The sequence below is a fragment of the Pseudomonas sp. AA-38 genome (genome assembly GCF_029457475.1).
Taxonomy (GTDB): Bacteria; Pseudomonadota; Gammaproteobacteria; order Pseudomonadales; family Pseudomonadaceae; genus Aquipseudomonas.
This window is the reverse complement of the sequence record NZ_CP120359.1, coordinates 3,722,765-3,747,671: the sequence shown is the minus strand read 5'-3', so window position 1 is coordinate 3,747,671 and position 24,907 is coordinate 3,722,765. Positions and strand designations below refer to the sequence as shown.

Genomic DNA, 24,907 nt, shown 5'->3' with positions numbered 1-24,907 from the left:
TACGATTTCACTGCAACGCGGCTTCACCCTGCTGGAGTTGCTGATCGCCATTGCCATCTTCGCCCTGCTGGGGCTGGCCACTTACCGCATGCTCGACAGCGTGCTCAGCGCCGATGCCGTCACCCGTGAGCACGAACGCCAGTTGCGCGAACTGACCCGCGCCATTTCCGCTTTCGAGCGCGATGTGCGGCAAGTGGCGGTGCGCCCCATTCGCGACGGCTTCGGCGATGCACAACCGGCCCTGCACAGTGATCTGAACGATGCCTCGGCGCTGGAGCTGACCCGCGCCGGCTGGCGCAACCCGCTCGGCCAGCCACGCGCCGAGCTGCAGCGGGTGCGCTGGCAACTGAGCGGCGAGCAATGGCAGCGGCGTTACTGGCGCGTGCTCGACCGCGCCCAGGACAGCCTGCCGCAGGTGCAGCGTGCACTCGATGGCGTGACCAGCCTGAGCCTGCGCTACCTCGACAAGGACGGGCAGTGGCAGACCGACTGGCCGCCGCCCGAGCGCAGCGGAGAGGCGCGGCTCGTCGAGCTGCCGCGCGCGCTGGAGCTGCGCCTGGAACATCGTCGCTACGGTGAGCTGCGCCGGCTGATACGCCTGCCGGATCTGCCCCCGGAAACGGCGCCCGCCGGCACGCAGGTGCAGCCATGAGGCTTCAGCGCGGCGTGGCCCTGATTACCGTGCTGCTGGTGGTGGCCGTGGTCACGGTGGTGTGCGCCGGCCTGATCGCCCGTCAGCAGCTATCGATCCGCAGCAGCGCCAACCAGTTGCACGTCAACCAGGCCTGGCAGTACGCCCTGGGCGGCGAGACCCTGGCCAAGGCGATTCTGCAACGCGACCTGCGCCGGGGCGATCCGCGCCTGCCGGTGGATCACCTCGGCGAGCCCTGGGCACAGCCCATGAGCTTCCCGCTGGACGAAGGCGGCGAACTGCGCGTGCGCATCCTCGACCCCAGTGGCCGTTTCAACCTCAATGGCCTGGTGCGCCGAGGCCAGGTCAATCAACTGGCGCTGCAACGCTTTCGTCGCCTGCTGCTGCGCCTGCAGATCGACAAACCCTATGCCGAGCGCCTGGCCGACTGGCTCGATGCCGACAGCGAACCGCTCGGAAGCCAGGGCGCCGAAGACAACCAATACCTGCTGGCCACGCCGCCTTATCGGGCCGCCAACCGCTCCCTGACCGACGCCTCCGAACTGCGCCTGCTGCTGGAGATGGACGAGGCTGACTATCGCCGCCTGCTGCCCTTCGTCACGGCCCTGCCGAGCGAGGTGGCCCTCAACGTCAACACCGCCAGCGCGCTGGTGCTTTCCAGCCTGGCCGATGGCCTCGATGGCAACGCAGCGACGGCCTTGGTCGCGGCGCGTGGCCGCGAGGGCTTTGCCAGCCTGGCGGCGTTCACCGCGCAGCCCATGCTGGCTGGTCTGGGCACGGGCATCGGCCAGGGTGTGGCGGTGGGCAGCAATCATTTCGAGGTGATCAGCGAGGTCAGCCTCGGTGAGCGTCGCGTGGTATTGCGCAGCCTGCTGCAGCGCAGCAATGATGGCCAGGTCAGCGTACTGGCCCGTGATCTGGGGCAGGGCGGCGCCGCGCCGCCGCCCGTCGAGGAACCGCAACCATGAATCAACGATGGATCTTTCTGCCGCCCCAGGCCTGTCAGGGGCTCGACCTCGAGTTGCCGGTGCAACTGGTGACCGCCGACAGCAGCCGGGCGTTGAGCCTGCAGGCCGCGTTGCAGGCATTGGACGGGCCGTGGCAACTGGTGCTGCCGGTGGAGGCCGTGACCTGCTGCGCGGTGCAATTGCCGACGCAGAAGGCGCGCTGGTTGCGCCAGGCCCTGCCGTTCGCCGTGGAGGAACTGCTGGCCGAGGAGGTGGAGGCGATGCACCTGGCGCTGGGCGAGGCCCTGGCCGATGGTCGTCATCGGGTCTATGCCCTGCGTGCCGCCTGGCTGCGCGAATGCCTGGCGCTCTGCGCCGCACGGCCGCCCGAAGCGATTCGCATGGATGCCGATATGCTGCCGCATGAGGGCAGCCAGTTGCTCTGGTTGCACGAACGCTGGCTGCTCGGCGGCGAATCGGCGGTACGCTTGGCGTTGCAGGCCGAGGACTGGCCGCTGCTGGCCGCACGCTGCCCGACGCCCCAGGTGGCGGATTTGCCCGAGGGCATGAGCGCTCCGGCCCCGGTGGACGAACTGCGGCGCCTGGCGCATCCCTTTCAATGGCTGGCTCAGGTGGGGCAGGGCGTCGATCTGGCCCAGGGTGAGTTCACCGTGCGCGAGGCCGGTAGCGGCTGGCGCCGTTGGCAGTCGCTGGGCGGCGTGGTGGCCTTGTGTCTGCTATTGCAGTGGGGCTTCAACCTGGCCCAGGGCTGGTATCTGCAGCGTGAGGCCGGCGCCTATGCCGATGCCAGCGAAGCGCTGTACCGCGAGCTGTTCCCGCAGGACAGCAAGCTGATCAACCTGCGTGCGCAGTTCGATCAGCACCTGGCCGAAGCGCAGGGGCGTGACAGCCCGCTGCTCGGTGTGCTCGGCGACGTCGCCAGCGCCTTGCAGGCGGGTGGGGCGGCTCAGGTACAGGTCAGGCAGGTGGACTACAGCGCCACCCGTGGCGACCTGGCGTTGCAACTGCAGGCGCCGGGATTCGCCGAACTGGAGGGCCTGCGTGAGCGCCTGGAACAGACCAGCCGCGCGGTGCAGATGGGCTCGGCCAGCCGCGAGGACGACGGCGTCAGCGCGCGCATGGTGATAGGAGGATGAGCATGGCGACCTGGCGTGACCTCAATCAGACGCTGCACCAGCAGTGGCAGCGCTCGACCCTGGCGCAACGCCTGCAGACCCTGCCGCCGCGTGATCGTCTGGCGCTGTTGCTGCTCGGCGCCTTCCTGCTGCTGGTGCTGCTTTACCTGCTGCTGTGGCAGCCGGCGCAGCGCCAGGCGCGCGAAGCACGTGCCGCCTTCGAGGAGCAACGGGCGCTGTATGGCTACTTGCAGAGCCGCGCTCCCGAGCTGCGCGGCCGTGACCTGCAGGCCCGCGCCAGCCTCGACCCGGCCCGCCTGCAAGGCCTGGTGACCGCCTCGGCGGCGGAGCAGGGGCTGGTCATCGAGCGCCTGGATGCCGAAAGCCAGGGTGCCGTGCAGGTCGGTCTGCAGCCGGTGCCCTTCGAGCAACTGCTGCGCTGGATCGAAACCCTGGAGGCCCAGGGCGTGAGCGTTGAGGAAGCCGGTTTCGATCGCGCCGAAGACAACCTTGTGGTGGCGCGTTTGAGCCTGCGCGCTGGCTGACAGCTACTCCCGGCGCTGCTGGCCGGTGAACTGCAGCGTCGCCTTGCAGCGCCGGCAGTAGTAGCGTCGGCCCTTGGCCACCAGCGCATGGCGCTGGGCGGAGAAGGGAAATTCGCCATCGGCGCAACTGCAGCGATAGATGAAGCGGCTGACCGTGCGCCGCTCCACCTCATAGTTGTGGCAGCGGTGCGCTGGCAATTCGTAGACGCCACGCATGATCAGTTGCCACTCCTCGCCATGGGGCTGAATGCGCGGGCCGAACAACTGATGAGCGACCAGGTGGGCCACTTCGTGGGCCACGGTCTGGCGCAGGAAATCCTCGCGGTTGTCACGATAGAGCTGCAGGTTGAAGCGCAGCTTGTTTTCCGTCAGGTGAGCGACGCCGGCCTTCTGCCCACGCAGCTTGAAGCTGATCTCGGGGCGGGCGAAGCGTTGCTTGAAGAAGGCCTCGGCCAGTTGGTAGCAGGCTTCGACGCGGGCGTGGAGCTGTTCGGGCATGATCGCTGCCGAGGTATTGCGGTCGGCCGATTATGCCGCAAGCCGCGGCCAGGCGCAGGCCTCATTCGTCGCCGGGGGGCTGCGCGCGTTCCTCCTGGGTGCCGTAGCTCTGATCCTGCTGCACGCTGCGCTGGTAGGCCGGCTCCAGGCTGTAGCTCCAGAACAGGATCATGCTGACCAGGATGGTGACCAGCACCAGCAGCGCCACGCCCCAGGCCGAGGCGGCATAGAGCACGCTCTGCTGCTCGTCGATGCGCATGAAGCGCGGCAGGCCGACATACAGCAGGTAGCTGGCATGGGCACCGGCGATCAGCAGTACGGTGAGCGCCAGCCAGCGTGTTGGATACAGCGCGGCGATACCGGCGAGGAACAAGGGCGTGCAGGTGTAGGCGATGAAACCGACGCATTGGTTGAAGGTCGGCCTGGCCTCGAAAGTGCGTGACATGTAGCGCATGAAGTAACCCATGATGGCCACGCCCAGCAGGATCGACAGATACAGCAGCACGCTCAGTTGCAAGGCACTAGAGGCGTCGAGGCGAATGCGTTCGCGTTCGACCAGGCTCCAGCCGACCCAATGGGTGCCGATGAACAGGCAGAGCGCCGGCAGCAGGCTGATCAGCAGCAGGTACGGCAGGTAGTTCGCGCTGTTGCGTTCCTCGTCCTGGCGAATGCGCGTCCAGGCCTGATCGGGACGGGTGAGCAGGGTATAGAGATTCGTGTACATGGGGAGCACCATCCGCTGACTGCTTTAAAGAATCCGGCAGTGGCCAGGGCGGGTGGTTCAACCTGAATTTTTCGGCGGGGTTTCGAGCGTCCCCGGAAGCTGCATCCCTCCGTGGGGGGGCGAGACTCTGGCGCGACGCTCTGGATGGCGCCTTTGGTCACCATCTGAGCAACCGTTCGTCCTGCTTCATCAAATTGTCATGCTTATGTGGCAGCGCCGTCGAATGACTTTCATCAGACTCGCATTTCAGTGGGGTTCTGCGTTTCTGGTGTTTTCCATGCGTGCATTGATCTTTCTCGCCGCGCTACTGTGCGGCCTGCCGTCCTTTGCGGCCAATCGTTGTGACCTGAGTGAGCCAACCCGGTATGCCGATGTCGGCGACGTGCGCCTGGCCTATCAGAGCGTCGGGAGCGAACGCGATCCGACGTTGCTGTTGATCATGGGCCTGGGCGGGCAACTGATCCACTGGCCGAACGAAGTCGTGGCGCGTCTGTGCCAGCAGGGGTTCCGGGTCATCCGTTTCGACAATCGCGATGTCGGCCTGAGCAGTTGGTTGCGCCCGGTGCCGAGCATCAACCTGGGCTACGAGGTGGTGCGCTATCGCCTGGGCCTGTCGCTGGGTGCGCCTTATCATCTGCGGGACATGGCCGGCGACGCCCTGGGCCTGATGGACGACCTGGGTATCGCCGATTTCCACGTGCTGGGTGCGAGCATGGGTGGCATGATCGCCCAGCACCTGGCAGACATGGCGCCGCAGCGCGTGCTCAGCCTCACCCTGGTGATGACCAGCTCCGGCGCCGAAGGCCTGCCAGCACCCAGTGACTCGCTGCTCAAGTTGCTGGCCCGCCGCGAAGCCAGTACCCGCGAGCAGGCCCTGCAGCAGCAGGCCGATCTCCTGGCCGCGCTGGGTAGCCCGGAAGTCAGGGATGATCGCCAGGCGCTGCTCAAGCAGGCGCAGGTGGCTTATGACCGCGCCTTCAACCCGGAGGGGGTGCAGCGCCAACTGCTGGCCATTCTCGCCGAGCCCAGCCGTGTGGAACTGCTCAACCGTCTGCGTGTACCGACCCTGGTGGTGCATGGTACGGCCGACCCGCTGCTGCCAGTGATGCATGGCGTGCACGTGGCGGCGCATATCAAGGGCTCGGAACTGAAGCTGATCCCCGGTTTGGCGCATCGCTTCCAGGATGCTTTCAAGGAGCCGTTGCTGGCGGCGGTGTTGCCCTATCTGGCCGGGCATCGTGGCGACGGGGCGCAGTTGGCGCACCTGTGACGGGCGTTCACTCGGGCTTGCGCGGCGCCTTGCGATAGAGACTGTCGATATGCTCGCTGCAGTGCTTGAACAGCTTCTCGGCGAGCAATACCCGCTCGATGTAATCGGCGATGCCGCGCTCGGCGTCCTGTAGCGAGCGAAAGGGGCCTTCCAGAGTGCCTTCCCGGGTTGAGAAGAAATACCGACCATTGACCGAGCTGACGCGGGCGCTACGGAAGTAGGTGCCAGGCTGCTGATCGACACTGCGCTGGATATGCATGGTGGACTCCCGAGAAAGGGAAGGTCTGAGCGATGAGTCTAATGTGCGTCAGTTCACAGCATCAAGCGAAGCGATAGATGGTTGCCGTTTTCTGCTTTTTACCTGCTTTTTCAGGGTTTTTAATGAATTTTGGCGCCTGAAAGATGACACTGCTGGCGCGTCGATCGGTACAGTTGCGGCAGCAGGCCTCGACGAACTGTTACTGTGGTGGTCCCGGGCACTGCACTACAATGGTGCCCGCAGCCCTGGCATCAGGCCTGGCTGCCTGTTCGAGGTCGTCATGCATATCTCCTCCGGCCGTTGGCTTTACGGCTTGGCGCTCGCCCTGAGCACATCGCTGCTCTGGGGCATCCTGCCGATCAAGCTCAAGGAAGTGCTGCAGGTAATGGATCCGATCACGGTCACCTGGTATCGCCTGGCGGTGGCCGGTTCCCTGCTGCTCGCTTATCTCGCCGCTGCCCGACGCTTGCCACGCTTTCGTCCGTTGGGGCGCAAGGGCGCCTGGCTGCTGCTGTTGGCAGTCGGCGGGCTCACCGCCAACTACGTGCTGTACCTGATGGGCCTGAACCTGCTCAGCCCTGGCACCACACAGTTGGTGATCCAGGTGGCGCCTATCCTGCTGCTGATCAGCAGCGTATTCGTCTTTCGCGAGTCCTTCAGTCTGGGCCAGGGCATCGGCCTGCTGGTGATGCTGCTGGGCTTCGGCCTGTTCTTCAACCAGCGCCTGGATGAACTGCTCGGCTCGCTGACCACCTACACCACCGGCGTGTTGATCGTACTGGCTGCAGCCTTCGTCTGGACCTTCTACGGCCTGGCGCAGAAGCAGTTGCTGAGCCTGTGGAATTCGGTGCAGGTGATGATGGTGATCTACCTGGCCTGCGCCCTGTTGCTCACGCCCTGGGCGCAGCCGTTGCAGGTGCTGCAGTTGAGCCCTTTGCAGGGGTGGCTGTTGCTGGCCTGTTGCCTGAACACCCTGGTGGCCTACGGTGCCTTCGCCGAGGCGCTGGCGCACTGGGAGGCTTCGCGGGTCAGCGCGACCCTGGCGCTGACGCCGTTGGTGACCTTCGTCTCGGTGGCGCTGGCGGCGAGCTGGTGGCCTACGCACGTGCAGCCCGAGCAGGCCAACGGGCTGGCGTATGCCGGCGCGGTGATCGTCGTGCTGGGCTCCTCTCTGACGGCACTCGGCCCCTCGTTGCTGGCCAGTGTGCGGGCGCGCCAGGCGCGGCGCCTGGCCAGGGCGCAGGCTGCTTCAATCCAGCGGTAGCTCGGTGGTGCGTTTGACCTCGCTCATGGCGATGTGCGAGTGCGCCTCCTGCACGTGCGGGCGCTGCAGCAGATGGTCACGCAGGAAGCGCTCGTAGTCGCCGATGTCCTTGGCCACCACCTTGAGCAGGTAATCCGAGCCGCCGGCCATGCTGTAGCACTCCAGCACCTGCGGATAACCCACCACCGCCTGCTCGAACTCCTCCAGATTGCCGCGCCCGTGGGCCGACAGCTTGATGTCGACGAACACCGTGATGCCGAAGCCCAGGCGCTTGGGATTGAGCAGGGCGACCTTGCGCTCGATCAACCCCTCTTCCTGCATGCGATGGATGCGCCGCCAGCAGGGCGACTGCGACAGCTCGACCTTTTCCGCCACCTCGGCGGCGGAAAGATCCGCATTGTGCTGCAGCAGGCGGAGAATGCGGCGGTCGATGGGACTGAGCTTGTCCTGCATGATTGTTTCCATTTTCTTGTGATTGTTGGAAGGTTCATGCGCAGTATTGGCGTGTAAGCCCGAAAATAGAAAGAAAAAAGCCGAACCTCGCGGTCATGATTTAGACAAAATCTGTCGCAGTGATCCTGTGACGGCTTCCAGCGGAGCGTGTCTACCGTCGCGCTCCTTGTGCTCGCATAAGAATAAAAGGAGCGCTCCATGTCACTGGCCGAAATCCGCCTGGATGACAAATACCGCCTCGCTACTGGTCACCTCTATCTGACCGGCACTCAGGCGCTCACCCGCCTGCCCATGCTGCAGAAGAAGCGTGATGCCGCCTTCGGACTCAATACCGCCTGCTTCATCTCCGGCTATCGCGGCTCGCCCCTGGGCGGCCTGGACAAAAGCCTGTGGGACGCACGCGAGTACCTCAAGGAAAACCACATCCACTTCCAGCCCGGCGTCAACGAAGAGCTTGGCGCCACCGCCGTGTGGGGCAGCCAGCAGGCCAACCTGTTTCCTGGGGCACGCTACGACGGCGTGTTCGCCATGTGGTATGGCAAGGGGCCGGGCGTCGACCGCAGTGGTGATGTGTTCAAGCACGGCAACTCGGCTGGTGTTTCCAAGCACGGTGGCGTGCTGCTGCTGGCGGGTGACGACCACGGCTGCAAGTCCTCGACCATCGCCCACCAGAGCGAGCATGCGTTCATCGCCGCGTCGATCCCGGTGCTCAATCCGGCCAACGTCCAGGAGGTGCTGGATTACGGAATCATCGGCTGGGAGCTGTCGCGCTACAGCGGCTGCTGGGTGGCGCTGAAGACCATCGCCGAGAACGTCGACTCCTCGGCCGTGGTGGATGTCGACCCGCTGCGTATCCAGGTGAAGATTCCCGAGGACTTCCAGCTACCGGAAGACGGCGTGCATATCCGCTGGCCCGATCCGCCCCTGGCCCAGGAAAAGCGCCTCAACGTCTACAAGATCTACGCCGCCCGCGCCTTCGCTCTGGCCAACGATCTCAACCAGGTCAAGCTGGATTCACCCAACCCGCGCCTCGGCATCATCACCACCGGCAAATCCTACCTCGACGTGCGCCAGGCCCTGGATGACCTGGGCCTGGACGAAGCGCTGTGCGCCAGGGTCGGCTTGCGCGTGCTCAAGGTGGGCATGAGCTGGCCGCTGGAGCCGGTATCCGTGCATCGCTTCGCCGAAGGCCTGGATGAGATCCTGGTGGTGGAGGAAAAACGCAGCGTGATCGAGGATCAGCTCACCGGCCAGCTTTACAACTGGCCGGTAGGCAAGCGTCCGCGTGTGGTCGGCGAGTTCGACGAGCAGGGTAACTCGCTGCTGCCCAACCTCGGCGAGCTGACCCCGGCGATGATCGCCCGAGTGATCGCCAAGCGCCTCGCACCGATCTACAGCAGCCCCACCATCGAAGAGCGCCTGGCCTTCCTCGATGCCAAGGAACAGGCCCTGGCCGCGCCCAAGCACAAGACCCTGCGCACGCCGCATTTCTGCTCCGGCTGCCCGCACAACAGCTCGACCAAGGTGCCGGAAGGCAGCCGCGCTCTCGGCGGCATCGGTTGCCACTACATGACCCAGTGGATGGATCGCAGCACCGACACCTTCACCCAGATGGGCGGCGAGGGCGCCACCTGGATCGGCCAGGCGCCGTTCACCGACACCCCGCACGTGTTCCAGAACCTGGGTGACGGCACCTACTTCCACTCCGGTCATCTGGCGCTGCGTGCGGCCGTGGCCGCCGGGGTCAACATCACCTACAAGATCCTCTACAACGACGCCGTGGCCATGACCGGCGGCCAGCCCATCGACGGCGAGCTGCGCATCGATCAGCTCAGTCAGCAGGTGCATGCCGAGGGGGTGAAACGCATCGCCCTGGTCAGTGACGAGCCGGACAAATACCCGAGTCGCGCCACCTTTGCCCCAGGCGTGACCTTCCATCACCGTCGTGAACTGGACGCCGTGCAACGCGAGTTGCGCGAGTTCAAGGGCGTGTCGGTGATCCTCTACGACCAGACCTGCGCCACCGAGAAGCGCCGCCGACGCAAGCGCGGCAAGCTGGTCGACCCGGCCAAGCGGGTGTTCATCAACCCGGCGGTGTGCGAAGGCTGTGGCGATTGCAGCGTGAAATCCAACTGCCTCTCGGTGCTGCCGCTGGAAACCGAGCTGGGGCGCAAGCGCGAGATCGACCAGAGCGCCTGCAACAAGGACTTCAGTTGCCTGGAAGGCTTCTGCCCGAGCTTCGTCACCGTGCATGGCGGCAGCCTGCGCAAGCCTGAGGCGGTGGGCGCCAAGGCACTCTTCGTGACGCTGCCCGAGCCTCGTCGCCCAGCTCTGGCTCGGCCATGGAACATCCTCCTGCCCGGTGTCGGTGGCAGTGGCGTGACTACGGTCGGCGCGCTGCTGGGCATGGCCGCGCATATCGAAGGCAAGGGCTGCACCGTGCTCGACCAGGCCGGCCTGGCGCAGAAATTCGGCCCGGTGATCAGCCATATCCGCATCGCCGAGCGGCAGCAGGACATCTACGCCGTGCGCATCGCCGCCGGCGAAGCCGACCTGCTGCTGGGCTGCGACCTGGTGGTGGCCGCCAGCGAAGATGCCCTGGCCAAGCTCAACGACAAGATCGCCCATGCGGTGATCAACAGCCATGAAACCCCGACCGCCGAATTCACCCGTAACCCCGATGCCCAGGTGCCCGGCGCCGCCATGCGCGAGGCGATCAGCGAGGCGGTGGGCGAAGGCAAGACCCACTTCGTCGACGCCACCCGCCTGGCCACCCGGCTGCTTGGCGACAGCATCGCCAGCAACCTGTTTATGCTCGGTTTCGCGTACCAGAAAGGATTGGTGCCCGTATCGGCCGAGGCCATCGACAAGGCCATCGAACTCAATGGCGTGGCCGTGGCCTTCAACCAGCAGGCCTTCCTCTGGGGGCGGCGCACCGCCCACGACCGGGCAGCGGTGGAAAAACTCGTCGCCCCCCAGGTGGTCGAGGCGCCGCATTGCAGCACGCTCGACGAGATCGTCGAGGATCGTGCTCAGCGTCTGGCCGCCTACCAGAACGCCGCCTATGCTGAACGCTACCGCGAACTGGTCGCGCGCGTGCGCCAAGTCGACAACGATGCCGAGCAGCGCCTGAGCAAGGCCGTGGCGCGCTACTACTACAAGTTGCTGGCCTACAAGGACGAGTACGAAGTGGCGCGCCTGTACAGCGATGGCAGCTTCCGCCAGCAGCTCGAAGCGCAGTTCGAGGGGGATTACCGCCTGCAGTTCCACCTGGCACCTAGCTGGCTGAGCAAGCCCGATGCGGTCACCGGCGAACCCATCAAACGCAGCTTCGGGCCCTGGATGCTCAAGGCTTTCGGCCTGCTGGCGAGCCTGCGCTTCCTGCGCGGTACGCCGTTTGACCTGTTCGGCTACAGTGCCGAGCGACGCCAGGATCGCGAGCTGATCGAAGAGTACGAGGCCAACGTGGCCTACCTGTTGGCTGAACTCAAGCCCGACAACTACCGCACGGCGCTGGCGCTGGCCGAGCTGCCCGAGCATATCCGTGGCTACGGTCATGTACGCGAAGCGGCGGCGCGCCAGGCTCGCGAACAGGCCGAGCAGCTCAAGGCGCGCATGCTGGTCAGCGAGATCCACGCCGTGAGCCTGTTCGAGCCGGCAGCCTGAACAAGAGGAGGGGTAGGCGGCATGACAAACCGCATCAACGCCGCTAAGATGCCGCCCGGCCGTTGCGAATACGGCCCTGTCCCCTTAGTTCAACGGATAGAATAAGCCCCTCCTAAGGGCTAGATGCTGGTTCGATTCCAGCAGGGGACGCCATAGACATTCTCCCGAATGCTCCCGCATCCTCCCGAATAAGACGGGAACCAAGATAAACCGGCCACTAGAGCCGGTTTTCTTTTACCTGAATGCTCCCGAATGCTCCTAGATAACCCCGCTGATTAGGGGTATGTTTAGGGGTGTGTTGGTTCGATATTGGAGCGTACCCCCATGGCGCGCACTGTGACCCCGCTGACTGATCCGAAGTGCGAAGCAGCCAAGCCCCGTGAAAAGGACTACAAGCTGTTCGATGGTCAGGGCCTGTTCCTGCTGGTGAAGGCTTCCGGGGTGAAGACCTGGCGCTTGAAGTACCGGCGCCCGGACGGACGCGAGGGGCTGGCCACCTTCGGCAACTATCCGGCCATTGGATTACGGGCCGCGCGGGATCGTCGTGCCGAGGCCCTGGAGCAACTGGCGGTGGGCCGAGATCCGGTAGATGCGGCTAGGCAGGCGAAGGCCGATGCGGCCAGTGCTCGTGCCAACACCTTCATGGCCATGGCTCTGGAGTGGCATGCCGCCTGCGCCCTCAAGTGGTCGCCTGGGCATGCCTCCACGGTATGGCGCAACCTTGAGCTGCATGTGTTGCCGGCGCTGGGTGCGCGCCCGCTGGCCGATTTGAAAACCCGGGATCTGATGCAGCCTCTCAAGGCAGTAGAGAAGCGCGGCACCCTGGAACTGGCCGGCCGGCTGCGCCAGTACATCACCGGCATCATGCGTATGGCCGTGCAGCATGGGTTGATCGACAGCAACCCGGCCAACGACCTGGTTGGCGCTACCGCCACTCGCAAGAGCACCCATCGCCCAGCTCTGCCACTGGATCGGCTGCCTGAGCTGCTGCAGCGGATCGAAGCTGACTCGGGCCGGGCGCTGACCCAGCACGCGGTATCGCTCACCCTGTTGGTGTTCATCCGCTCCAGTGAGCTGCGCTTTGCCCGCTGGAGCGAGATCGATAGCGGCCGGGCCATGTGGGAGATACCTGGCCAGCGCGAGGCTATCGAGGGCGTCAAGTTCTCCCACCGTGGCGCCAAGATGGGTACCCCGCACCTGGTACCGCTGAGCCGCCAGACTCTGGAGCTGTTGGAGCAGGTTCGGCAGCTCACCGGCCGTTTCGATCTGGTGTTCCCTGGCGACCACTACCACCACAAGCCCATGAGCGAGAACACCATCAACAAGGCCCTGCGCCGTATGGGCTACGACACCAAGGTGGATCTGTGCGGCCACGGCTTCCGCACCATGGCCTGTTCCGCCCTGGTGGAGTCGGGGCTATGGACGAAGGATGCCGTCGAACGGCAGATGAGCCACCAAGAGCGTGACACGGTGCGCGGTGCCTATATCCATAAGGCCGAGCACCTGCAGGAGCGCCGGCTGATGTGCCAGTGGTGGGCTGATTATCTTGATGCCAACCGGCAGCAGCACATCACGCCTTATGACTTCGCCCATGGCGTTCAGAGTGCCACCAATGTTGTACCTATGAGCTTTGAGCGTTTTGCCTGAGCCTCTATTGTTCGAGTCTTTGCAGCAGATTCAAACCTGGGAACCGCGTTGAAACCACTCCAAGTAGCGCTTGAAGCTACCGTCATCCCAACTCTACAGCCGTCCGGGCGCCGAACTCCCGCAACAGGAACAGGTAATCAGGTCGCCGCACGCGATGCTTGATCGCGCAACGATCAAGGTAGAGAAGCCAGGCGTCTGCGCTGGCTTTGTCGGCGGCGGTTGGTGCGTCCGGTGGCGTCAGCGATCCCTGGAGCCCAAAAGGCTCATCCCAGGTGCTGTAGCGATAATCGAACTCGGCCCAGTCGTACAGGGTTTCACCAGGGCTCAAGCCGGGCATGCCGTTTGGCTCCGCGCCGCTCTCCAGCAGGATGCGCATCAACTCGACGTTCCGGGCCAGCATGGCGGTGTGCAGCGCCGTCATGCCTTCATCACCCGGCCGGTTGGGATCAGCCCCAAGCTGCAGGAGAAGGCGCAGCATGTCGGCGGCGAATGCCGGTACCGGGTCGGGGAGGGTAAGCACGGCAACGGCACGATCAAGCAGAGTCTCCCCGTCATCCAGGGCATTCAGATCCACGCCGGCCTGGGCCAACTGCCGCACCCGCTCGAAGTCGCCGGCGGCTGCCGCGTCCAGTAGTGCCGGAGTGGTAGTGTCCATTCTCTATAGGTGTCCCTGAGACAGATTAACTGGGCTCCTGATCACGGTAGTCGCGGGAGGTGGTCGGCTCAAGGTGGCCGGCTGAATTGACGGCTGCTGGTGCCGGGCGTACAACGCATGGGAGGCCGGTGTAGGGGGCCAACCTAGAGGGCGTTTCGGCGCACCAGGCGCCCCATAGGAACACCGGCCTTGGAGCCCCGGTATTGGCCGATGTCGACCTCTGACCCTCACGGGGTCATCTCGCGCGGAGAGGCTGCCGGGGCTTCTTTTGTCTTTTCTAGCGGCGCAGGCCAGTCAGTGGACTGGCGCCCGAGATAGCTCCCGCTGCCGGACGGCGTATACCGCGTTCAGTTCGGCCACCATCCTCTCTGATTCGGCGGCGCTGATCAGCCAGCAGAGAAAAAGTGCGTGCAGAACGCCTGTTGCGTGATCAGCTATCAACTGGAGCTGGTGCAGATCCGTCGCCTGTTCCTGACACCGGCAAAGCCACTGCACCAGTTCTCTGGCTGTGAGAGGTCTGGCGCCCAGAGCTTCGGTGAGCTCAGGCCCTAGCGCCAAATGCTTGAAGCCAATATAGCTTTTCGCGGTCGACTGATCGTTCTTCTGGTCGGTCACGCTCGTTCTCCTTGCTTCTGCGGTCTGCAGTTGCGCCCCCAGTTGGGCGCGTTACTGTAGGGGGTGTTCAGTTGTGCTCTACGTCTGCATCAGGCCAGCGCCACCGTGCCGCGCTGACGGCCTCGGTGTGCGTTAGCGGGTCGCAGATCATGATGCAGAGCGGTTTTCCGTCTTGGGTGATGCGCCAGTGGCTGCGCCGTTCCCGTCCGTCGTTCGCCGCCAGCTCGGCCAGTAGTTCGAGACGGTGGGCCTTGATGTACTTGCGCACGTCCGGAGTGAGCTTCGAGGCTGGGGAGACGACCAGGCGTTTCCCCGTGACCTTGGCGGTCAGGCCATGTGCACGGAGATAGTCGGTAGCTGCGCTCATCAGAAAACCTCCACATCGCTTTCGTCCCATTCAGGGGCACTTTCTTGAGGGGGTGTTTCATCCGTGACAACGTGACAACCCGCGTCACTGCTGGTCTGCGACGCTTTTTTATCCGCGACAGAGTGGCTCGGTGTCGCGGATAAAAAATCGCTAGAGGCCGCGCCATTGCTGGTTTGTCGCGCTGTCGCGGATGGACGGGGGTATCGGTGAGCAGGTACCGACCGAAGGCATCGAGGAAGCTGCTGAGGTCGTAGCCCTTCTTGTTGGCTGAGCCGATCCGAATGTCTTTCGACTTGATGCCGAAGTCGGCGAGCTTGGCCGATAGCTGCCGGGGGGAGATGGGCTTGCCGCGGTTCCAGGTCGCCCAAGGCGCCTCCTCATCGGCGACCAGTGCTTCCAGCAGATCCGCGCTGAAGATCTTGCTGGCCTTTTTGGCGTCGAAGACCGCTTTCACGTCGGCCAGCAGCTCGGCGCCGATGCTCGGCGCTTCGCCCTCCAGGCCGTGCAGCGTGATGGCGGCATTGCGGGCCGATTTCGGCCAGTGCTCGCCGGCCACCTCTGCGATCGCCAGCAGCGGTTCCCAGGCATCGTTGGCGCGGTCGTTCAGACCGGTGATGGGCGTTGGCCTGGCCCGTTCGATGGCCTCGCAGTTGTCCAAGGCGAAGCGCGCCAGACGTGAGCGCAGTTGCTCCCAGAGCATCGGGTCGGAGTGGCGCAGGCTTTCTACGCTTTCGCCGGCAGTACGCCGGCGCAGGCGCAGCGGCACGCTGCGATCGGCCAGGGTGTCGGCGATCTTGCCGATACCGCACAGCGCCTTGGCGCCCCACACGTTGAATGGGGTGGGCATGTGATCATCGCCAACGCAGCGGATAACGATGGCGCTGTCTCGGGTGAAGCCGGCATTGAGGATGCCTCGGGCGTCATCGTGCGCGGCCAGGAAGGCGTCCACCTCGTCGATCAACAGTGTCGGCGCCCATAGTTCGATGGAGCGGAACAGCGCCGCCGGCGCGATGTTGGAGACCTGCAGCGGCCGATGCACCAGCTTGCTCAGGGCTGTGAGCAAGATGCTCTTGCCGCAGCGTTTCTCCGGTGCCGTGATGTTGGCGATCGGTGCCACCTGCACCACGTCGACGAACCAGGTGAAAGCGGCCCATAGTGCGGCCGCGCGTAGCGTCTCCTTGTCCGCGATCACATGGCGGGCCAGGGCGTGAGTGATATCGTCCAATAGGTCGGCGCCATCCACTGGCATGGCCCAGGGTTCGACCTCAATGAAGATTCCGGCATTGGCTGCCGGCTGACCTTCCTCTCCACCAGGTGCGGTCAGCCGATCGAACTCCGACATGCTGACCATCCTGGCGTCCTTCACCTGCAGGCGCAGGCGGGCAAAGGCTGCAGGGTCTTTCCCGCGCATGGCACGCAGTTGCTCGAGGATGGCCGGCTCGAAGAGCGCGCCGGCGTCGCTGGAAAGGTTATGCAGTGCCTCTTGGATTGGGCTCTTGGCTTTCAGCTCAAGCGAGCTCATGCGCGGCCTCCCAGTTGGCTAGGTCGTTGAAGTCGGTGAGCGTTTTGGGCGCGTCTACCGGCCAGGCGGGGAAAGTGACGAGGGCGCCGACGGCGACCGCCGTAGCCATTGCGGCAGTTCTGCCTGGGTTGCCATCTGTCTGCCTGTCGTCGTCTCCGGCGATCACCAGGTCGGTGGCCGGGTACTTGGCGCGTAGCGCCTGGGTGACGGACAGGAGGTTTCCGGCATTCATGGCGCAGGCCACAGCGCAGCCGCTGTGTTGGTGCAGCGTGGCGCCAGTGGCCCAACCTTCGCAGATGTAGAGCTGCCGCCCGGGCTCAATGCAGCCGAGCGGCGAGTAGCAGCCTTTCACCTGGCCACCCGGCAGGAATCGCTTCTTGCCGTCCGGGCCGATGCGTTGCAGGTTCACCAGTTGGCCGGCGTGGTATAGCGGTACCAGTAACTCGCTCCCGCGCTGCCGCAGGGCGTGGGGACGCACTTGCTTGGCGACCAAGTAGGGATGGGCCGGGTCGGCTCGGCGGGCGTCTCGCCACAGCCTGGACGCTCGCTCGGCGGTGGCCTGCTGGCGCTGTTGCTGTTCGGCTTCCCGCTGGCGCCTGGTCTGCTCGATGCGCTGGCGCATCTGCTCGACCTCAAGTGGGTTGGCCGGCTCCCGGATAGACCAGGTGTGCGAGCCGCCAGCCTTCCAACTGCCGAAACAGCCAGAGGCGATACCATCTGGGTACAGCACGTACCAGCCGTTCATGCTGCCGGTGCGGTCACCGGGGACGTGGAAGCGATGAATCTCACCATCTGCCAGCGGCAACCAGTCGAGCCGGCCGAATACCCCTTGCAGGGCGTTGCGGAAAGCGATTTCAACTTTCTCCAGGCCGAGTGAGGCCGTCGGCGCAGAGGCGCCGTTTTTTCGGTTCATCGGGTTACTCCTTGGGCTTGGCGGCTAAGGCCCGCCGGCGCGGTTCAGATGCCAGAGCATCGTATTCCTCGGCACTGATGCGCCCGAGATCACGCAAGGCGCACAGGTATCCGAAAGCCCAATCGCCGGCCATTTCGCGCCCAGCGCTGATCAAACGGAGATCGTCAGCACGGTCTACGAACAGGGCGAGATGGCTTTCGCCAAGCTCGCCCAAGAGTTCGGGGAGGCTTCTCATGGTTGGCTCTCCTCGTTCTCGGCACGCGGGCAGTGCTGCAGCCTATACTCCGCTTCGCCGTGAAGGTCGCTCAGGTGTTGAGACAGCTTCCCCAGCGCCTGCATGAGCCACCCCAGGTTGCGAACCTCGTTGGCATCGATGCCGAAGTCCTCATTGTCGGCGGATGCAGCGATAGCCCAGCCGATGGCTGAGATACCGCTGTTCAGGATGCCGCTGTAGCTGCTCGAGGCGTTGGCGATGCTCCCGAGTCGCTCCACCTGCTCGGGCGACAGAGACTGCTTGCCGAGAACGGAGGGGAAGTCATCTATCGAGAGCAGCAGCTCTCTCCAATCTGGGCTGGCCATTACCGTACCTCCTTCCGGCTGCGATCCGCAGCGGTGCCCTGGCTGCCTGCATGAAGGCGCAGCGTGCTTTTCAGCTTGGCCCTGGCATCGGCCCTGGCTTCGATCAGCAAACCGCTCGGAACGCGATCAGCGAACCACCCGGCATGCACGCCCAGGTTACGGCCTGGAAGGCATCCCCGCAGTTTGGCGGCGGCCTTCTTGGCCTCGCGCCGCTTGGCGAAGGGGCCGCAGACACCGAAGGGAAATGACGGCCTGCGTTCATCCAGTACGAAGTAGTACGTCACGCCCACAGCACGCTCGACAAAGTACTTCATGGCCGAACCTCCCGAGCAACGTGCGCAGCGCCGACGGCGCGATGCCGCCAGCAGAAGTTGCCGCTGAAGGTTCGTACCTGCTCCAGATGGCGGCAAAGATCCTCGGCAATAGGAGAGGTGCGGCCACCGAGAGCGGGGACGATCTGCTGCAGGATCAACCGTTCCAGGCGGTCGTATTCCTCGCGAGCGAAGTTCATTTGTGCCATGCGCAGGGCGTTCAGCGTTGCTTCCTGCACAAGCTCACCAGTAATGCCATCGAAGGGGCGGATTGCGTTATGCATGGCGCACCTCCTGTACTGCAGCCAGAGCTGCCGAGAGGTTATTGGTCAGTTCGGCGGCGGCGGCCGGGCTCAGCGACAGGCTGCAAATCCCCAGCTCGAGCGTGATGCGGCCCTGACTCCAGGCGTGCAATTCGACTGGGTGGCCGTCGAGCTTGCCCTCTACGGCGTACACCAGTTCGGGGATGCAGGTGGGGCGGGTGGTCAGTTGGTTACGCATTGGCCACCTCCTGACTTTCCTGAGTATCTTCCACGGCCTGGCACAGGTCGTAACCGGCGTTCTTGATGTGAGTGCCAAGCGCCAGCAGGGCATGCCGCAGGCCGCTTACGTCGTTATCACTAAGGTGCCGTTCGATCCCGTCGACGCCCAGCAGGTTGGCGATAGTTTCCAGCCCGATGCCGGCGCTGGTCAGGTCGTTGCCGGTCAGGTCGACCATGCGGAGAAAGTCAGACATTGGCCACCTCCTGAACCTCCAGGGCACGAGCACGGGCCATGGCTTGGTTGTAGCGCCGGAGGCGGACGGACAGGGATGAGTTACCGCGGAGCGCGGCGATAGCGCGGGCACGCCAGGCGGCGGCGTGTTGCTGAAGTGCAGACGGATTGATGGCGTGTTTCATGGGTGTAGCTCCTTTTGCTGAGGAGCCATCACCGCTCGCGGCCAAGCGAGTAATGGTGACGGCTGTACGCGGGTTGGCCGACCGGGGCAAAAGGAACCCGGCACACCCGAAGGTGTCCCACGCACAGCCGCCATAACACGATGCTGCGGGCACAAAAAAAGCGCCTGCATGCACATGGTGGGCGCTTATGCGCCTTTTGCTGATCGACCGGCCAAGGTCGGTCGCGGGATTTACCGCGACAGACGAACCATAGCGCCAGTTCTGCTGCTGAGCAACTGCCCTGGAACTTAATCCCGCATAGCAATTCGCTGCTTGACCCAGGCCTTCACCTCGGCCAGTACGTAACCAACAGGTGCCTTGGGGTGACTGGTTCCCATGAGCGGCACCGCCTTGGGGAAGTCGCCCGACATGACTAGGCGCCGGATAGTCGATTTTGAAAGCCCTGTCATGCGGATCACTTCGGGTAGGCGAATGATTACGCAATCGTCTGGCAAGTTGATCGGCTGTTCTCGTTCCATGCGGTTCTGTCCTGTGTTGTCGTGGGAGTACTCGCAACACTGTAGACGGCCCCATCGCTAATGCTTCGCGGCCCCGATGGATGGGCTGCAGGTTCATACTTTCCCCCTTTGCTGCGCTTTCTGCTCCAGGCGGGCGTGCAACGTCTGCTGGCGCTCGCTGAAAGAGAGGCCGCCCTCGATCAGGATCTGATCCATCGCGCGCAGGTTCTGCAAGGTGGTGGCATTCACCAGGCCGGCGAAGGCTTCGGCTGCGCTCTCCGGTGCACCCTTCTGGCTGGGTGCTTTACCACCGGCATGCTCTGCCAGTGCCTGCTTGACGAACTCAGCCAGTGGGCTCGGTTTCCAGCTTTCTCCGCGGCATTCGGCCCAGCGGGCCAAGCCAGCAGCCAGGTCATGGTGAAGCCACAGGCCTGGGGCGAAGTCACGAACGCCGTTGCCAGGCACGCCTGGTGCTGCTGCCTTGTGGCCATCAACCGTTCCGGGTGTCTGGCGGATGATGCCGACGGCGGTCAACTCGCGAAGGAACTCAGGGCGTCGGCTGGAGCGCAGCCGGCCATCCTGCCAATGGCTGGCCAGTAGCTTGCCATTGTTTTCGGCAATGCTGGCGAGGGTCGGTTGTGTGCCATCGAGCATCAGATACTCGACAGGATTGCGGCCGCTGAAGCGCTTGACCAGAAGGCTCGCGTTGACCATCCCGTCTGCCGGATCGATGGCCATGACGCTTTGTTGGTGATGGCTAATGATGAGCTCGCTCATGCTGCAGCCTCCCCACGGCTAGCCAACTTCGCAGCGAGATATGCCTCTATTTCGACTCGCACGAAATAAACCCGGCTGGAGCGGTCGTTGCCGTCCTTCAAGGGCTTGGGGAAGTCCGGTTCCCTGGCTATCAGCTTGTCCAGGCCAGACGTAGTGCGTCGGAATAGCTCCGCTGTCTCCTTCTTGGTCAGCAGTTCATTCGCAATGGGTTTGGTAGGGGATGATTGATGTTGTTGCATGACATCTGCTCCGTTTTGGTGACGGGGCAAAGGCTGCAGCATCGTGGGGAGTGGGCCGCAAAGTGGGAAAAGTGGGTTATTTCCCTCTCCCAGCGTACTTTTCGCGACCGGAGTGGCGTATTCGTTTGGTCGTGGAGGCCTTGCTGTAGGCCTTTTTGAAGGTTTCTTCGGTGAAGTACAGCCCAGGGGTGTCGAGACAAATATTTTTGATAGCGATCTTGCCCGCATACGGGATGCTTAGCGGGTCGTATCCGAGGCGTCCGCAGGCTGCAAGTATCACTTTGATGCGCTCTTCAGTGATGTCTGGCTTGGTGCCAATGAGCGCATCTGCCAACTGCTCCAGTTGAGCCAGGCAGCCAGATACATCGCCCCTGACAAAATCAAGGAACTCCTGTGGTGTGCAAGGAAAGGATAGGCGGTGCTCATTTTCGGCGAGCATATCGGACTGCTGCCAAGCCGGGGCTTCAGCAATCTGGTCGGTCGTCCAGCCTTTGAAAGACACGCCGCGCTCGGAAATCAGGTACTGGCCATAGCTGCCCAGGCCGACGCCAGTGATCTTCACCCACGCGCTGATATCGATCTCGCCTGTGGGGAGGTTTGGCAACTCACGCCTCTCCCAGTCATCTCGCTGGTCGGTGAGCTCTCTGAGCATGTCTGTCAGTCGCTTACCCACGATGAAAAGGCCTCGCATGCGATGCATCAAGTAAACCATCGTCTGCGTGACAGTGAAAGCCCACAAATTAGCGCTTGCGCGCATGAGCCAGTGACATAACCAGAGCCCTCGAATCAACGGAAAAGAGGGCTATCAGATGCCAGCAATCGACGAAGGCTTGGGAATGCCCAGCCGGCAACGCAAGGAGCGACTGGAGGATTGGCGCCGCACGGGTATAGGTGATGGCCTCCAAGGCGGTGAGATCTATGCCCGCCGCGGCTCGGCTGGTGGCCTGGAATTGACCAACGACCTGGCCACTCCTACGGCTTCAGCATCCTCAACGCCAATGCCCCAAGGCGGCATGCGCCAGGATGTACCCGCGATCGGTGCCAACATGCCCGACGATGTGCCGCTGGCGCAGCGCGGATCCATCAACAATCTGGGCAACGGCCTCGGCACCTTCAGTCAGATGCAGCCGGGCGACAGTCGCTTGGCCATCGAGCGATTCGGCCGGGCAAACGAAATCCGCGCCCAGGCCCTGCAGAACGAGAGGCGCGGCGGCGGTCTGACGATCGTTCCTGATTCCACCCGCGCCCCCATATTCGCTGATCGGCAACGTGCTCGCCTTGAGGAACGCCAGGCCAATACCGAACTCACCAGGCAGCGAACCCAGCAAAGCATCATCTCCGGCATGGATGAACGTTTAACCGGCCAACTGGAGCGGCAGCGTCTTCAGCAGCAGATCCAGGCCGGCGATGTGGATATCAAGCGTCAGCAGGCGCTGGGCGGCATTCTGGCTGGTCTCGATGACCCTGCCTTGCAGGGCGACGCCCGTGCCCGGGCTGAGCGTAGCTATCTGCTGCAGACCGCACCGAACGCCTATGCCTCGTTGCAGGGCAAGGGCTCGAACCCTCTTACTGCACCTGTCCAGAGGCTTGAGGACGAAGATCTTTCTGCCATCGGCAGTGCCATGACGATGAATACCGAGCTATCTCGTATCGACAAGCAAATCGCCAGCGGTGAGCTCAATCTGGGGCTTTTCGCTAACGCCAAGAGCACCGCACTGAATGCCATTGGCGCCGGTGATCAGAACGCCCGCAACTACGCATCCCTCAACAGCACTCTGGAAAAACTGCGCAACGAGAGCCTGCGACTGAACACCGGGGTACAGACCGAAGGCGACGCCCAGCGCGCCTGGAATGAGCTGGTGACCAATCTGAAGAGTCCCGAGCTGGTTAGGCAGCGACTGGCCGAGATCCGGGCGTTGAATGATCGGGCTATTGGCATCCGTACCGGGATTATCAACAACCGTCGCACAGGCCAAGGGGCGGCTCCCTTGGACGTCGACTCGGTACTGGGGCGTGAGGTGTCGAACTCTGCTCAGTCGCACTCTGCCTCCACAGGGCGCCCGGTACCGATCGAAACCGATAGCGATTATGAAGCGCTTCCGTCTGGGGCGTTGTTCGTCGCCCCCGATGGCACCACTCGGAGGAAGCCATGATGGCCGGTTGGAAAGATGCCCCTCTGGTGGAGGGAGAGAACGAGCAGCAGCCGGCGTGGAAAAGCGCCCCGGTTGAACAGCAAGCAGGCCAGCAGAGTTCGGATATCGGTATCGGTGCCGGCCGCTCGCTGTTGCGTGGTGTCAACGATGGTTTGACCCTGGGCTTTGCCGACGAGATCAGTAGTGCGCTGTCGGCAACACTGAACCCCGTCATCGGCAGTGGCAATGACGGGGATACCTGGCGCGAGCGTTACGACCGCAACGTCGAGGGCGAGCGTGCACTTGATCGCCAGGCGCGTGAAAAGCATCCCATGGCCAGCGCCGCCGGCGGTATTGCGGGTGGGCTGCTGCCGATGGCGGCCACTGGTGGGGCTTCTCTGCTGCCATCTGCAGGCCGTACTGCCGCTGGGCCGGTATCGCGTGCCGCCTCTCAAATACCAGTTACCCAGGCAGCCCCGAGCCTTCTGCGAACGGCCGGTGAAGGGGCTGCTGTGGGCGGTGCGTATGGTGCTGCCTACGGCCTTGGTTCTGCTGAAGGGGATTTGCTGGAGCGACTGCCAGGCGCTGTTGATGGAATGACCACTGGCGCAGCAATCGGTGCCGGTATTCCACTGGCGCTGATGGGTGGCCGGGCTGCGGCTGGCGCCATGCGATCACCTGAGCGCTCGGCGGTGCAGCAGGTGGAGCGCGCGCTGGAGCGTGACGGCATGAGCGTCGACCAGTTCCGCCGCCAGTCGGATGAGCTGCAGCAGCGCTACCCTGGTGCTGCCATGCCCGTCGACGCCGGCGGGGAGAACGTCCAGGGGCTGCTTGAGCGCGTGGCGCAGACGCCAGGTGCTGGCCGCTCGCAAGTCATCCCAGCGTTGACGGAGCGGCAGCAGGGGCAGCCCCAACGGATAACCGAGGCGCTGCAGGAGTTGACCAAGAGCGAGCGCGACAGCTTCAACCGTGCGGCCGACGACCTTGGTCGCGCCACTGGCAATCAGCGCAGCGCCTATCAGGCAGTGGAAGAGGCGATGGCGCAGCGTTCACGTGATGCCCAGCCGCTCTACGAGCGGGCCTACAGTGAGGCTGTGCCCTGGTCGCATGAGTTAGAAAAACTATTTGAGCGCCCGGCGATGCAGGAGGGATACAGGCTGGCGGCACGTCGTGCGGCGAACGAGGGCAGAACTTTTCAAGGTAAATTCATCGACCTGAAAGAGGACGGTTCTTTCACTGTGAAGGACGTCCCGTCGACTGGTGATCTGGATCTGGTCAAAAAATCGCTTGATAGCAAAATCGGCACCCTTGAGCGTGCTGGTGACTACGGTGAGGCTCGGGTCATCAAGGATATCCGAGAGCGACTGCTCAGCATCATGGATAAGCACAGCCCGACCTATCGTCAGGCTCGAGCGGCCTGGGCCGGCCCGTCCCAGTTCATCGACGCGATAGAGAATGGCCGGACGATCCTGAGCCGGAACATCAGTGCAGAGGAACTGGCCGCTAACCTCGGTCGGCTGAACCCGTCCGAGCTCGAAGGCTTCCGCATTGGCGCGGTGTCAGCGATCACCAACAAGCTACGCAATGACCCAGCGAAATTGAGCGACACGACCAAATATTTGAGGTCGCCGGAGATGCGCGCCAAGGTGGCGGCCATGCTGCCGGACGACGCTGCCCGCCAGCGCTGGAGCGATCTGCTGGACTTCGAGGTGAACGCGTCTACCACGGCCGGGCGCAGCCTGGGCAATAGCGCCACTGCCCGGCGTGCAGCAGAAATGGCCGATGCCGATAGCATGGGCGGCGACTTGGTGTTGAGTGCCCTGGCTGGCACCCCTGTCGGGAATCTGTTCAGCCAGTTCGTTGGCAAGGCCGGCCGCAGTCTGCGTGACACCATTCGCTCTCGTTCCGATCAGGCCGTGGCTGATGTGCTGACCCGCCCTGATGGGCTCGGACGTGCACAGCGAGCTTCAGCGGAGGCCACCAGGCCGTCGTCGCCGCCCTTGCTGATCACTGGCGGGGCCAGTGCTGGCGCCGTCCAGGGTACCACCGGACGTGAGGCCCGCCCGACGGTGCAATCCCTTCTGCCGACCGTGCGCGAGCGGATGCGCGCCGACTATCCGCTCGATGCTGACGAAATAGCGCGGGAGACGGGCTCTACCAGGGCAGCAGCCAAGCAAGCGATCGCCCTCGCGCAGCGTGAGCAGCAGGCCATGGCCAAGACCTACAAGAGCGTGCCGGGAGCCAATCAGGCTCGGCGCGGCCTGCTCGATCCCGATGCCTACACAGTGGCCAAGACCGGCGACCGTGAATGGCGCATTCAAGCGAAAGCGGAGTAGGAGG

At 63.9% G+C, this 24,907-nt stretch carries 29 protein-coding genes, 1 tRNA gene and 1 pseudogene; 11 read left to right on the top strand and 20 right to left on the bottom strand.

Going from position 1 to position 24,907, the window contains the following annotated elements; translation table 11 throughout:
* The first annotated feature begins 4 nt into the window (after nucleotides 1–4).
* Genes gspJ through PVE35_RS17225 form a run of 4 tightly spaced genes read left to right on the top strand, consistent with a single transcriptional unit; the run spans nucleotide 5 to nucleotide 3,280 of the window.
* Entirely contained in the window at nucleotides 5–652 is a 648-nt protein-coding gene (gspJ, locus tag PVE35_RS17240; RefSeq protein WP_277374902.1) for a type II secretion system minor pseudopilin GspJ, read from the top strand.
* Complete coding sequence (gspK, locus tag PVE35_RS17235) at nucleotides 649–1,620, top strand: type II secretion system minor pseudopilin GspK (RefSeq protein ID WP_268178326.1); 972 nt, start codon at nucleotides 649–651, stop codon at nucleotides 1,618–1,620. The genes gspJ and gspK overlap by 4 nt, the downstream gene beginning before the upstream one ends.
* Nucleotides 1,617–2,756, top strand: coding sequence for a type II secretion system protein GspL (gene gspL, locus PVE35_RS17230; protein WP_277372489.1), 1,140 nt, complete (start codon nucleotides 1,617–1,619; stop codon nucleotides 2,754–2,756). The genes gspK and gspL overlap by 4 nt, the downstream gene beginning before the upstream one ends.
* A 2-nt stretch (nucleotides 2,757–2,758) precedes the next feature.
* Complete coding sequence (locus PVE35_RS17225; protein WP_277372488.1) at nucleotides 2,759–3,280, top strand: type II secretion system protein M; 522 nt, start codon at nucleotides 2,759–2,761, stop codon at nucleotides 3,278–3,280.
* Between the two features lie 3 nt (nucleotides 3,281–3,283).
* Here the strand turns inward: PVE35_RS17225 and PVE35_RS17220 are convergent, their stop codons facing one another.
* Nucleotides 3,284–3,778: a SprT family zinc-dependent metalloprotease gene (locus tag PVE35_RS17220; RefSeq protein ID WP_277372487.1), complete on the bottom strand. Its 495-nt coding sequence runs from the start codon at nucleotides 3,776–3,778 to the stop codon at nucleotides 3,284–3,286.
* A 61-nt stretch (nucleotides 3,779–3,839) separates the two neighbouring features.
* Nucleotides 3,840–4,502: a Yip1 family protein gene (locus PVE35_RS17215; protein WP_277372486.1), complete on the bottom strand. Its 663-nt coding sequence runs from the start codon at nucleotides 4,500–4,502 to the stop codon at nucleotides 3,840–3,842.
* 277 nt (nucleotides 4,503–4,779) lie between these two features.
* Here PVE35_RS17215 and PVE35_RS17210 point away from each other — a divergent pair, with 277 nt between their 5' ends.
* Complete coding sequence (locus tag PVE35_RS17210) at nucleotides 4,780–5,772, top strand: alpha/beta hydrolase (protein ID WP_268178321.1); 993 nt, start codon at nucleotides 4,780–4,782, stop codon at nucleotides 5,770–5,772.
* A 7-nt stretch (nucleotides 5,773–5,779) separates the two neighbouring features.
* Here the strand turns inward: PVE35_RS17210 and PVE35_RS17205 are convergent, their stop codons facing one another.
* Nucleotides 5,780–6,031: a DUF6316 family protein gene (locus PVE35_RS17205; protein ID WP_268178320.1), complete on the bottom strand. Its 252-nt coding sequence runs from the start codon at nucleotides 6,029–6,031 to the stop codon at nucleotides 5,780–5,782.
* A gap of 280 nt (nucleotides 6,032–6,311) precedes the next feature.
* Between PVE35_RS17205 and PVE35_RS17200 the strand changes: the two genes are divergently transcribed.
* On the top strand, nucleotides 6,312–7,295 hold the full coding sequence (locus PVE35_RS17200) for a DMT family transporter (RefSeq protein ID WP_277372485.1): 984 nt from the start codon (nucleotides 6,312–6,314) through the stop codon (nucleotides 7,293–7,295).
* Here the strand turns inward: PVE35_RS17200 and PVE35_RS17195 are convergent.
* Nucleotides 7,281–7,748, bottom strand: a complete 468-nt coding sequence (locus PVE35_RS17195) for an Lrp/AsnC family transcriptional regulator (protein WP_268178318.1) — start codon at nucleotides 7,746–7,748, stop codon at nucleotides 7,281–7,283. The genes PVE35_RS17200 and PVE35_RS17195 overlap by 15 nt on opposite strands.
* Before the next feature lie 198 nt (nucleotides 7,749–7,946).
* Here PVE35_RS17195 and PVE35_RS17190 point away from each other — a divergent pair, with 198 nt between their 5' ends.
* The 3 genes from PVE35_RS17190 (at nucleotide 7,947) to PVE35_RS17180 (ending at nucleotide 13,061) form a co-directional block, all read left to right on the top strand.
* A complete protein-coding gene (locus tag PVE35_RS17190) occupies nucleotides 7,947–11,414 on the top strand; it encodes an indolepyruvate ferredoxin oxidoreductase family protein (RefSeq protein WP_277372484.1) in 3,468 nt (1,155 codons plus the stop codon).
* Nucleotides 11,415–11,492: 78 nt separating this feature from the next.
* Nucleotides 11,493–11,567: transfer RNA gene (locus PVE35_RS17185), tRNA-Arg, on the top strand.
* 171 nt (nucleotides 11,568–11,738) lie between these two features.
* Nucleotides 11,739–13,061: an integrase arm-type DNA-binding domain-containing protein gene (locus tag PVE35_RS17180; protein ID WP_277372483.1), complete on the top strand. Its 1,323-nt coding sequence runs from the start codon at nucleotides 11,739–11,741 to the stop codon at nucleotides 13,059–13,061.
* Between the two features lie 82 nt (nucleotides 13,062–13,143).
* Here PVE35_RS17180 and PVE35_RS17175 read toward each other — a convergent pair whose 3' ends face one another.
* From PVE35_RS17175 to PVE35_RS17100, 16 genes and pseudogenes are all read right to left on the bottom strand, one after another.
* Complete coding sequence (locus PVE35_RS17175; RefSeq protein ID WP_277372482.1) at nucleotides 13,144–13,716, bottom strand: ankyrin repeat domain-containing protein; 573 nt, start codon at nucleotides 13,714–13,716, stop codon at nucleotides 13,144–13,146.
* A gap of 294 nt (nucleotides 13,717–14,010) precedes the next feature.
* Nucleotides 14,011–14,331 carry a hypothetical protein gene (locus PVE35_RS17170; protein ID WP_277372481.1) on the bottom strand — a complete coding sequence of 107 codons (321 nt, stop codon included), beginning with the start codon at nucleotides 14,329–14,331 and terminating at the stop codon, nucleotides 14,011–14,013.
* 67 nt (nucleotides 14,332–14,398) lie between these two features.
* Entirely contained in the window at nucleotides 14,399–14,698 is a 300-nt protein-coding gene (locus PVE35_RS17165) for a hypothetical protein (RefSeq protein ID WP_277372480.1), read from the bottom strand.
* Nucleotides 14,698–16,220 (bottom strand): annotated as a pseudogene (locus PVE35_RS17160) (DUF3631 domain-containing protein). The gene PVE35_RS17165 and the pseudogene PVE35_RS17160 overlap by 1 nt, the downstream one beginning before the upstream one ends.
* Complete coding sequence (locus tag PVE35_RS17155; RefSeq protein WP_277372479.1) at nucleotides 16,207–17,133, bottom strand: toprim domain-containing protein; 927 nt, start codon at nucleotides 17,131–17,133, stop codon at nucleotides 16,207–16,209. Before PVE35_RS17155 ends, PVE35_RS17160 begins: the two are co-directional and overlap by 14 nt.
* A gap of 4 nt (nucleotides 17,134–17,137) precedes the next feature.
* Nucleotides 17,138–17,368, bottom strand: coding sequence for a hypothetical protein (locus PVE35_RS17150; RefSeq protein WP_277372478.1), 231 nt, complete (start codon nucleotides 17,366–17,368; stop codon nucleotides 17,138–17,140).
* Nucleotides 17,365–17,712 (bottom strand): hypothetical protein, encoded by a 348-nt coding sequence (locus tag PVE35_RS17145; RefSeq protein ID WP_277372477.1) that lies wholly within the window; start codon nucleotides 17,710–17,712, stop codon nucleotides 17,365–17,367. Before PVE35_RS17145 ends, PVE35_RS17150 begins: the two co-directional genes overlap by 4 nt.
* Nucleotides 17,712–18,026 (bottom strand): hypothetical protein, encoded by a 315-nt coding sequence (locus PVE35_RS17140; protein ID WP_277372476.1) that lies wholly within the window; start codon nucleotides 18,024–18,026, stop codon nucleotides 17,712–17,714. Before PVE35_RS17140 ends, PVE35_RS17145 begins: the two co-directional genes overlap by 1 nt.
* Nucleotides 18,023–18,307, bottom strand: coding sequence for a hypothetical protein (locus PVE35_RS17135; RefSeq protein ID WP_277372475.1), 285 nt, complete (start codon nucleotides 18,305–18,307; stop codon nucleotides 18,023–18,025). The genes PVE35_RS17140 and PVE35_RS17135 overlap by 4 nt, the downstream gene beginning before the upstream one ends.
* Nucleotides 18,300–18,524: a hypothetical protein gene (locus PVE35_RS17130; RefSeq protein ID WP_277372474.1), complete on the bottom strand. Its 225-nt coding sequence runs from the start codon at nucleotides 18,522–18,524 to the stop codon at nucleotides 18,300–18,302. Before PVE35_RS17130 ends, PVE35_RS17135 begins: the two co-directional genes overlap by 8 nt.
* Nucleotides 18,517–18,759, bottom strand: coding sequence for a hypothetical protein (locus tag PVE35_RS17125; RefSeq protein ID WP_277372473.1), 243 nt, complete (start codon nucleotides 18,757–18,759; stop codon nucleotides 18,517–18,519). Before PVE35_RS17125 ends, PVE35_RS17130 begins: the two co-directional genes overlap by 8 nt.
* A complete protein-coding gene (locus PVE35_RS17120) occupies nucleotides 18,752–18,922 on the bottom strand; it encodes a hypothetical protein (RefSeq protein ID WP_277372472.1) in 171 nt (56 codons plus the stop codon). Before PVE35_RS17120 ends, PVE35_RS17125 begins: the two co-directional genes overlap by 8 nt.
* Nucleotides 18,923–19,209: 287 nt before the next feature.
* A complete protein-coding gene (locus PVE35_RS17115) occupies nucleotides 19,210–19,440 on the bottom strand; it encodes an AlpA family phage regulatory protein (RefSeq protein ID WP_277372471.1) in 231 nt (76 codons plus the stop codon).
* Between the two features lie 93 nt (nucleotides 19,441–19,533).
* A complete protein-coding gene (locus tag PVE35_RS17110) occupies nucleotides 19,534–20,157 on the bottom strand; it encodes a hypothetical protein (RefSeq protein WP_277372470.1) in 624 nt (207 codons plus the stop codon).
* Nucleotides 20,158–20,192: 35 nt separating this feature from the next.
* Complete coding sequence (locus PVE35_RS17105) at nucleotides 20,193–20,435, bottom strand: transcriptional regulator (RefSeq protein ID WP_277372469.1); 243 nt, start codon at nucleotides 20,433–20,435, stop codon at nucleotides 20,193–20,195.
* A gap of 76 nt (nucleotides 20,436–20,511) precedes the next feature.
* Nucleotides 20,512–21,087, bottom strand: coding sequence for a hypothetical protein (locus tag PVE35_RS17100; protein ID WP_277372468.1), 576 nt, complete (start codon nucleotides 21,085–21,087; stop codon nucleotides 20,512–20,514).
* 157 nt (nucleotides 21,088–21,244) lie between these two features.
* On the opposite strand from PVE35_RS17100, the gene PVE35_RS17095 reads away from it, so the two are divergent.
* Both PVE35_RS17095 and PVE35_RS17090 read left to right on the top strand, forming a co-directional pair.
* Nucleotides 21,245–22,588 carry a hypothetical protein gene (locus PVE35_RS17095; protein WP_277372467.1) on the top strand — a complete coding sequence of 448 codons (1,344 nt, stop codon included), beginning with the start codon at nucleotides 21,245–21,247 and terminating at the stop codon, nucleotides 22,586–22,588.
* The gene (locus PVE35_RS17090; RefSeq protein WP_277372466.1) at nucleotides 22,585–24,903 is read left to right on the top strand and encodes a hypothetical protein; all 2,319 of its coding nucleotides are present in this window, start codon (nucleotides 22,585–22,587) and stop codon (nucleotides 24,901–24,903) included. Before PVE35_RS17095 ends, PVE35_RS17090 begins: the two co-directional genes overlap by 4 nt.
* Nucleotides 24,904–24,907 lie beyond the last annotated feature (4 nt).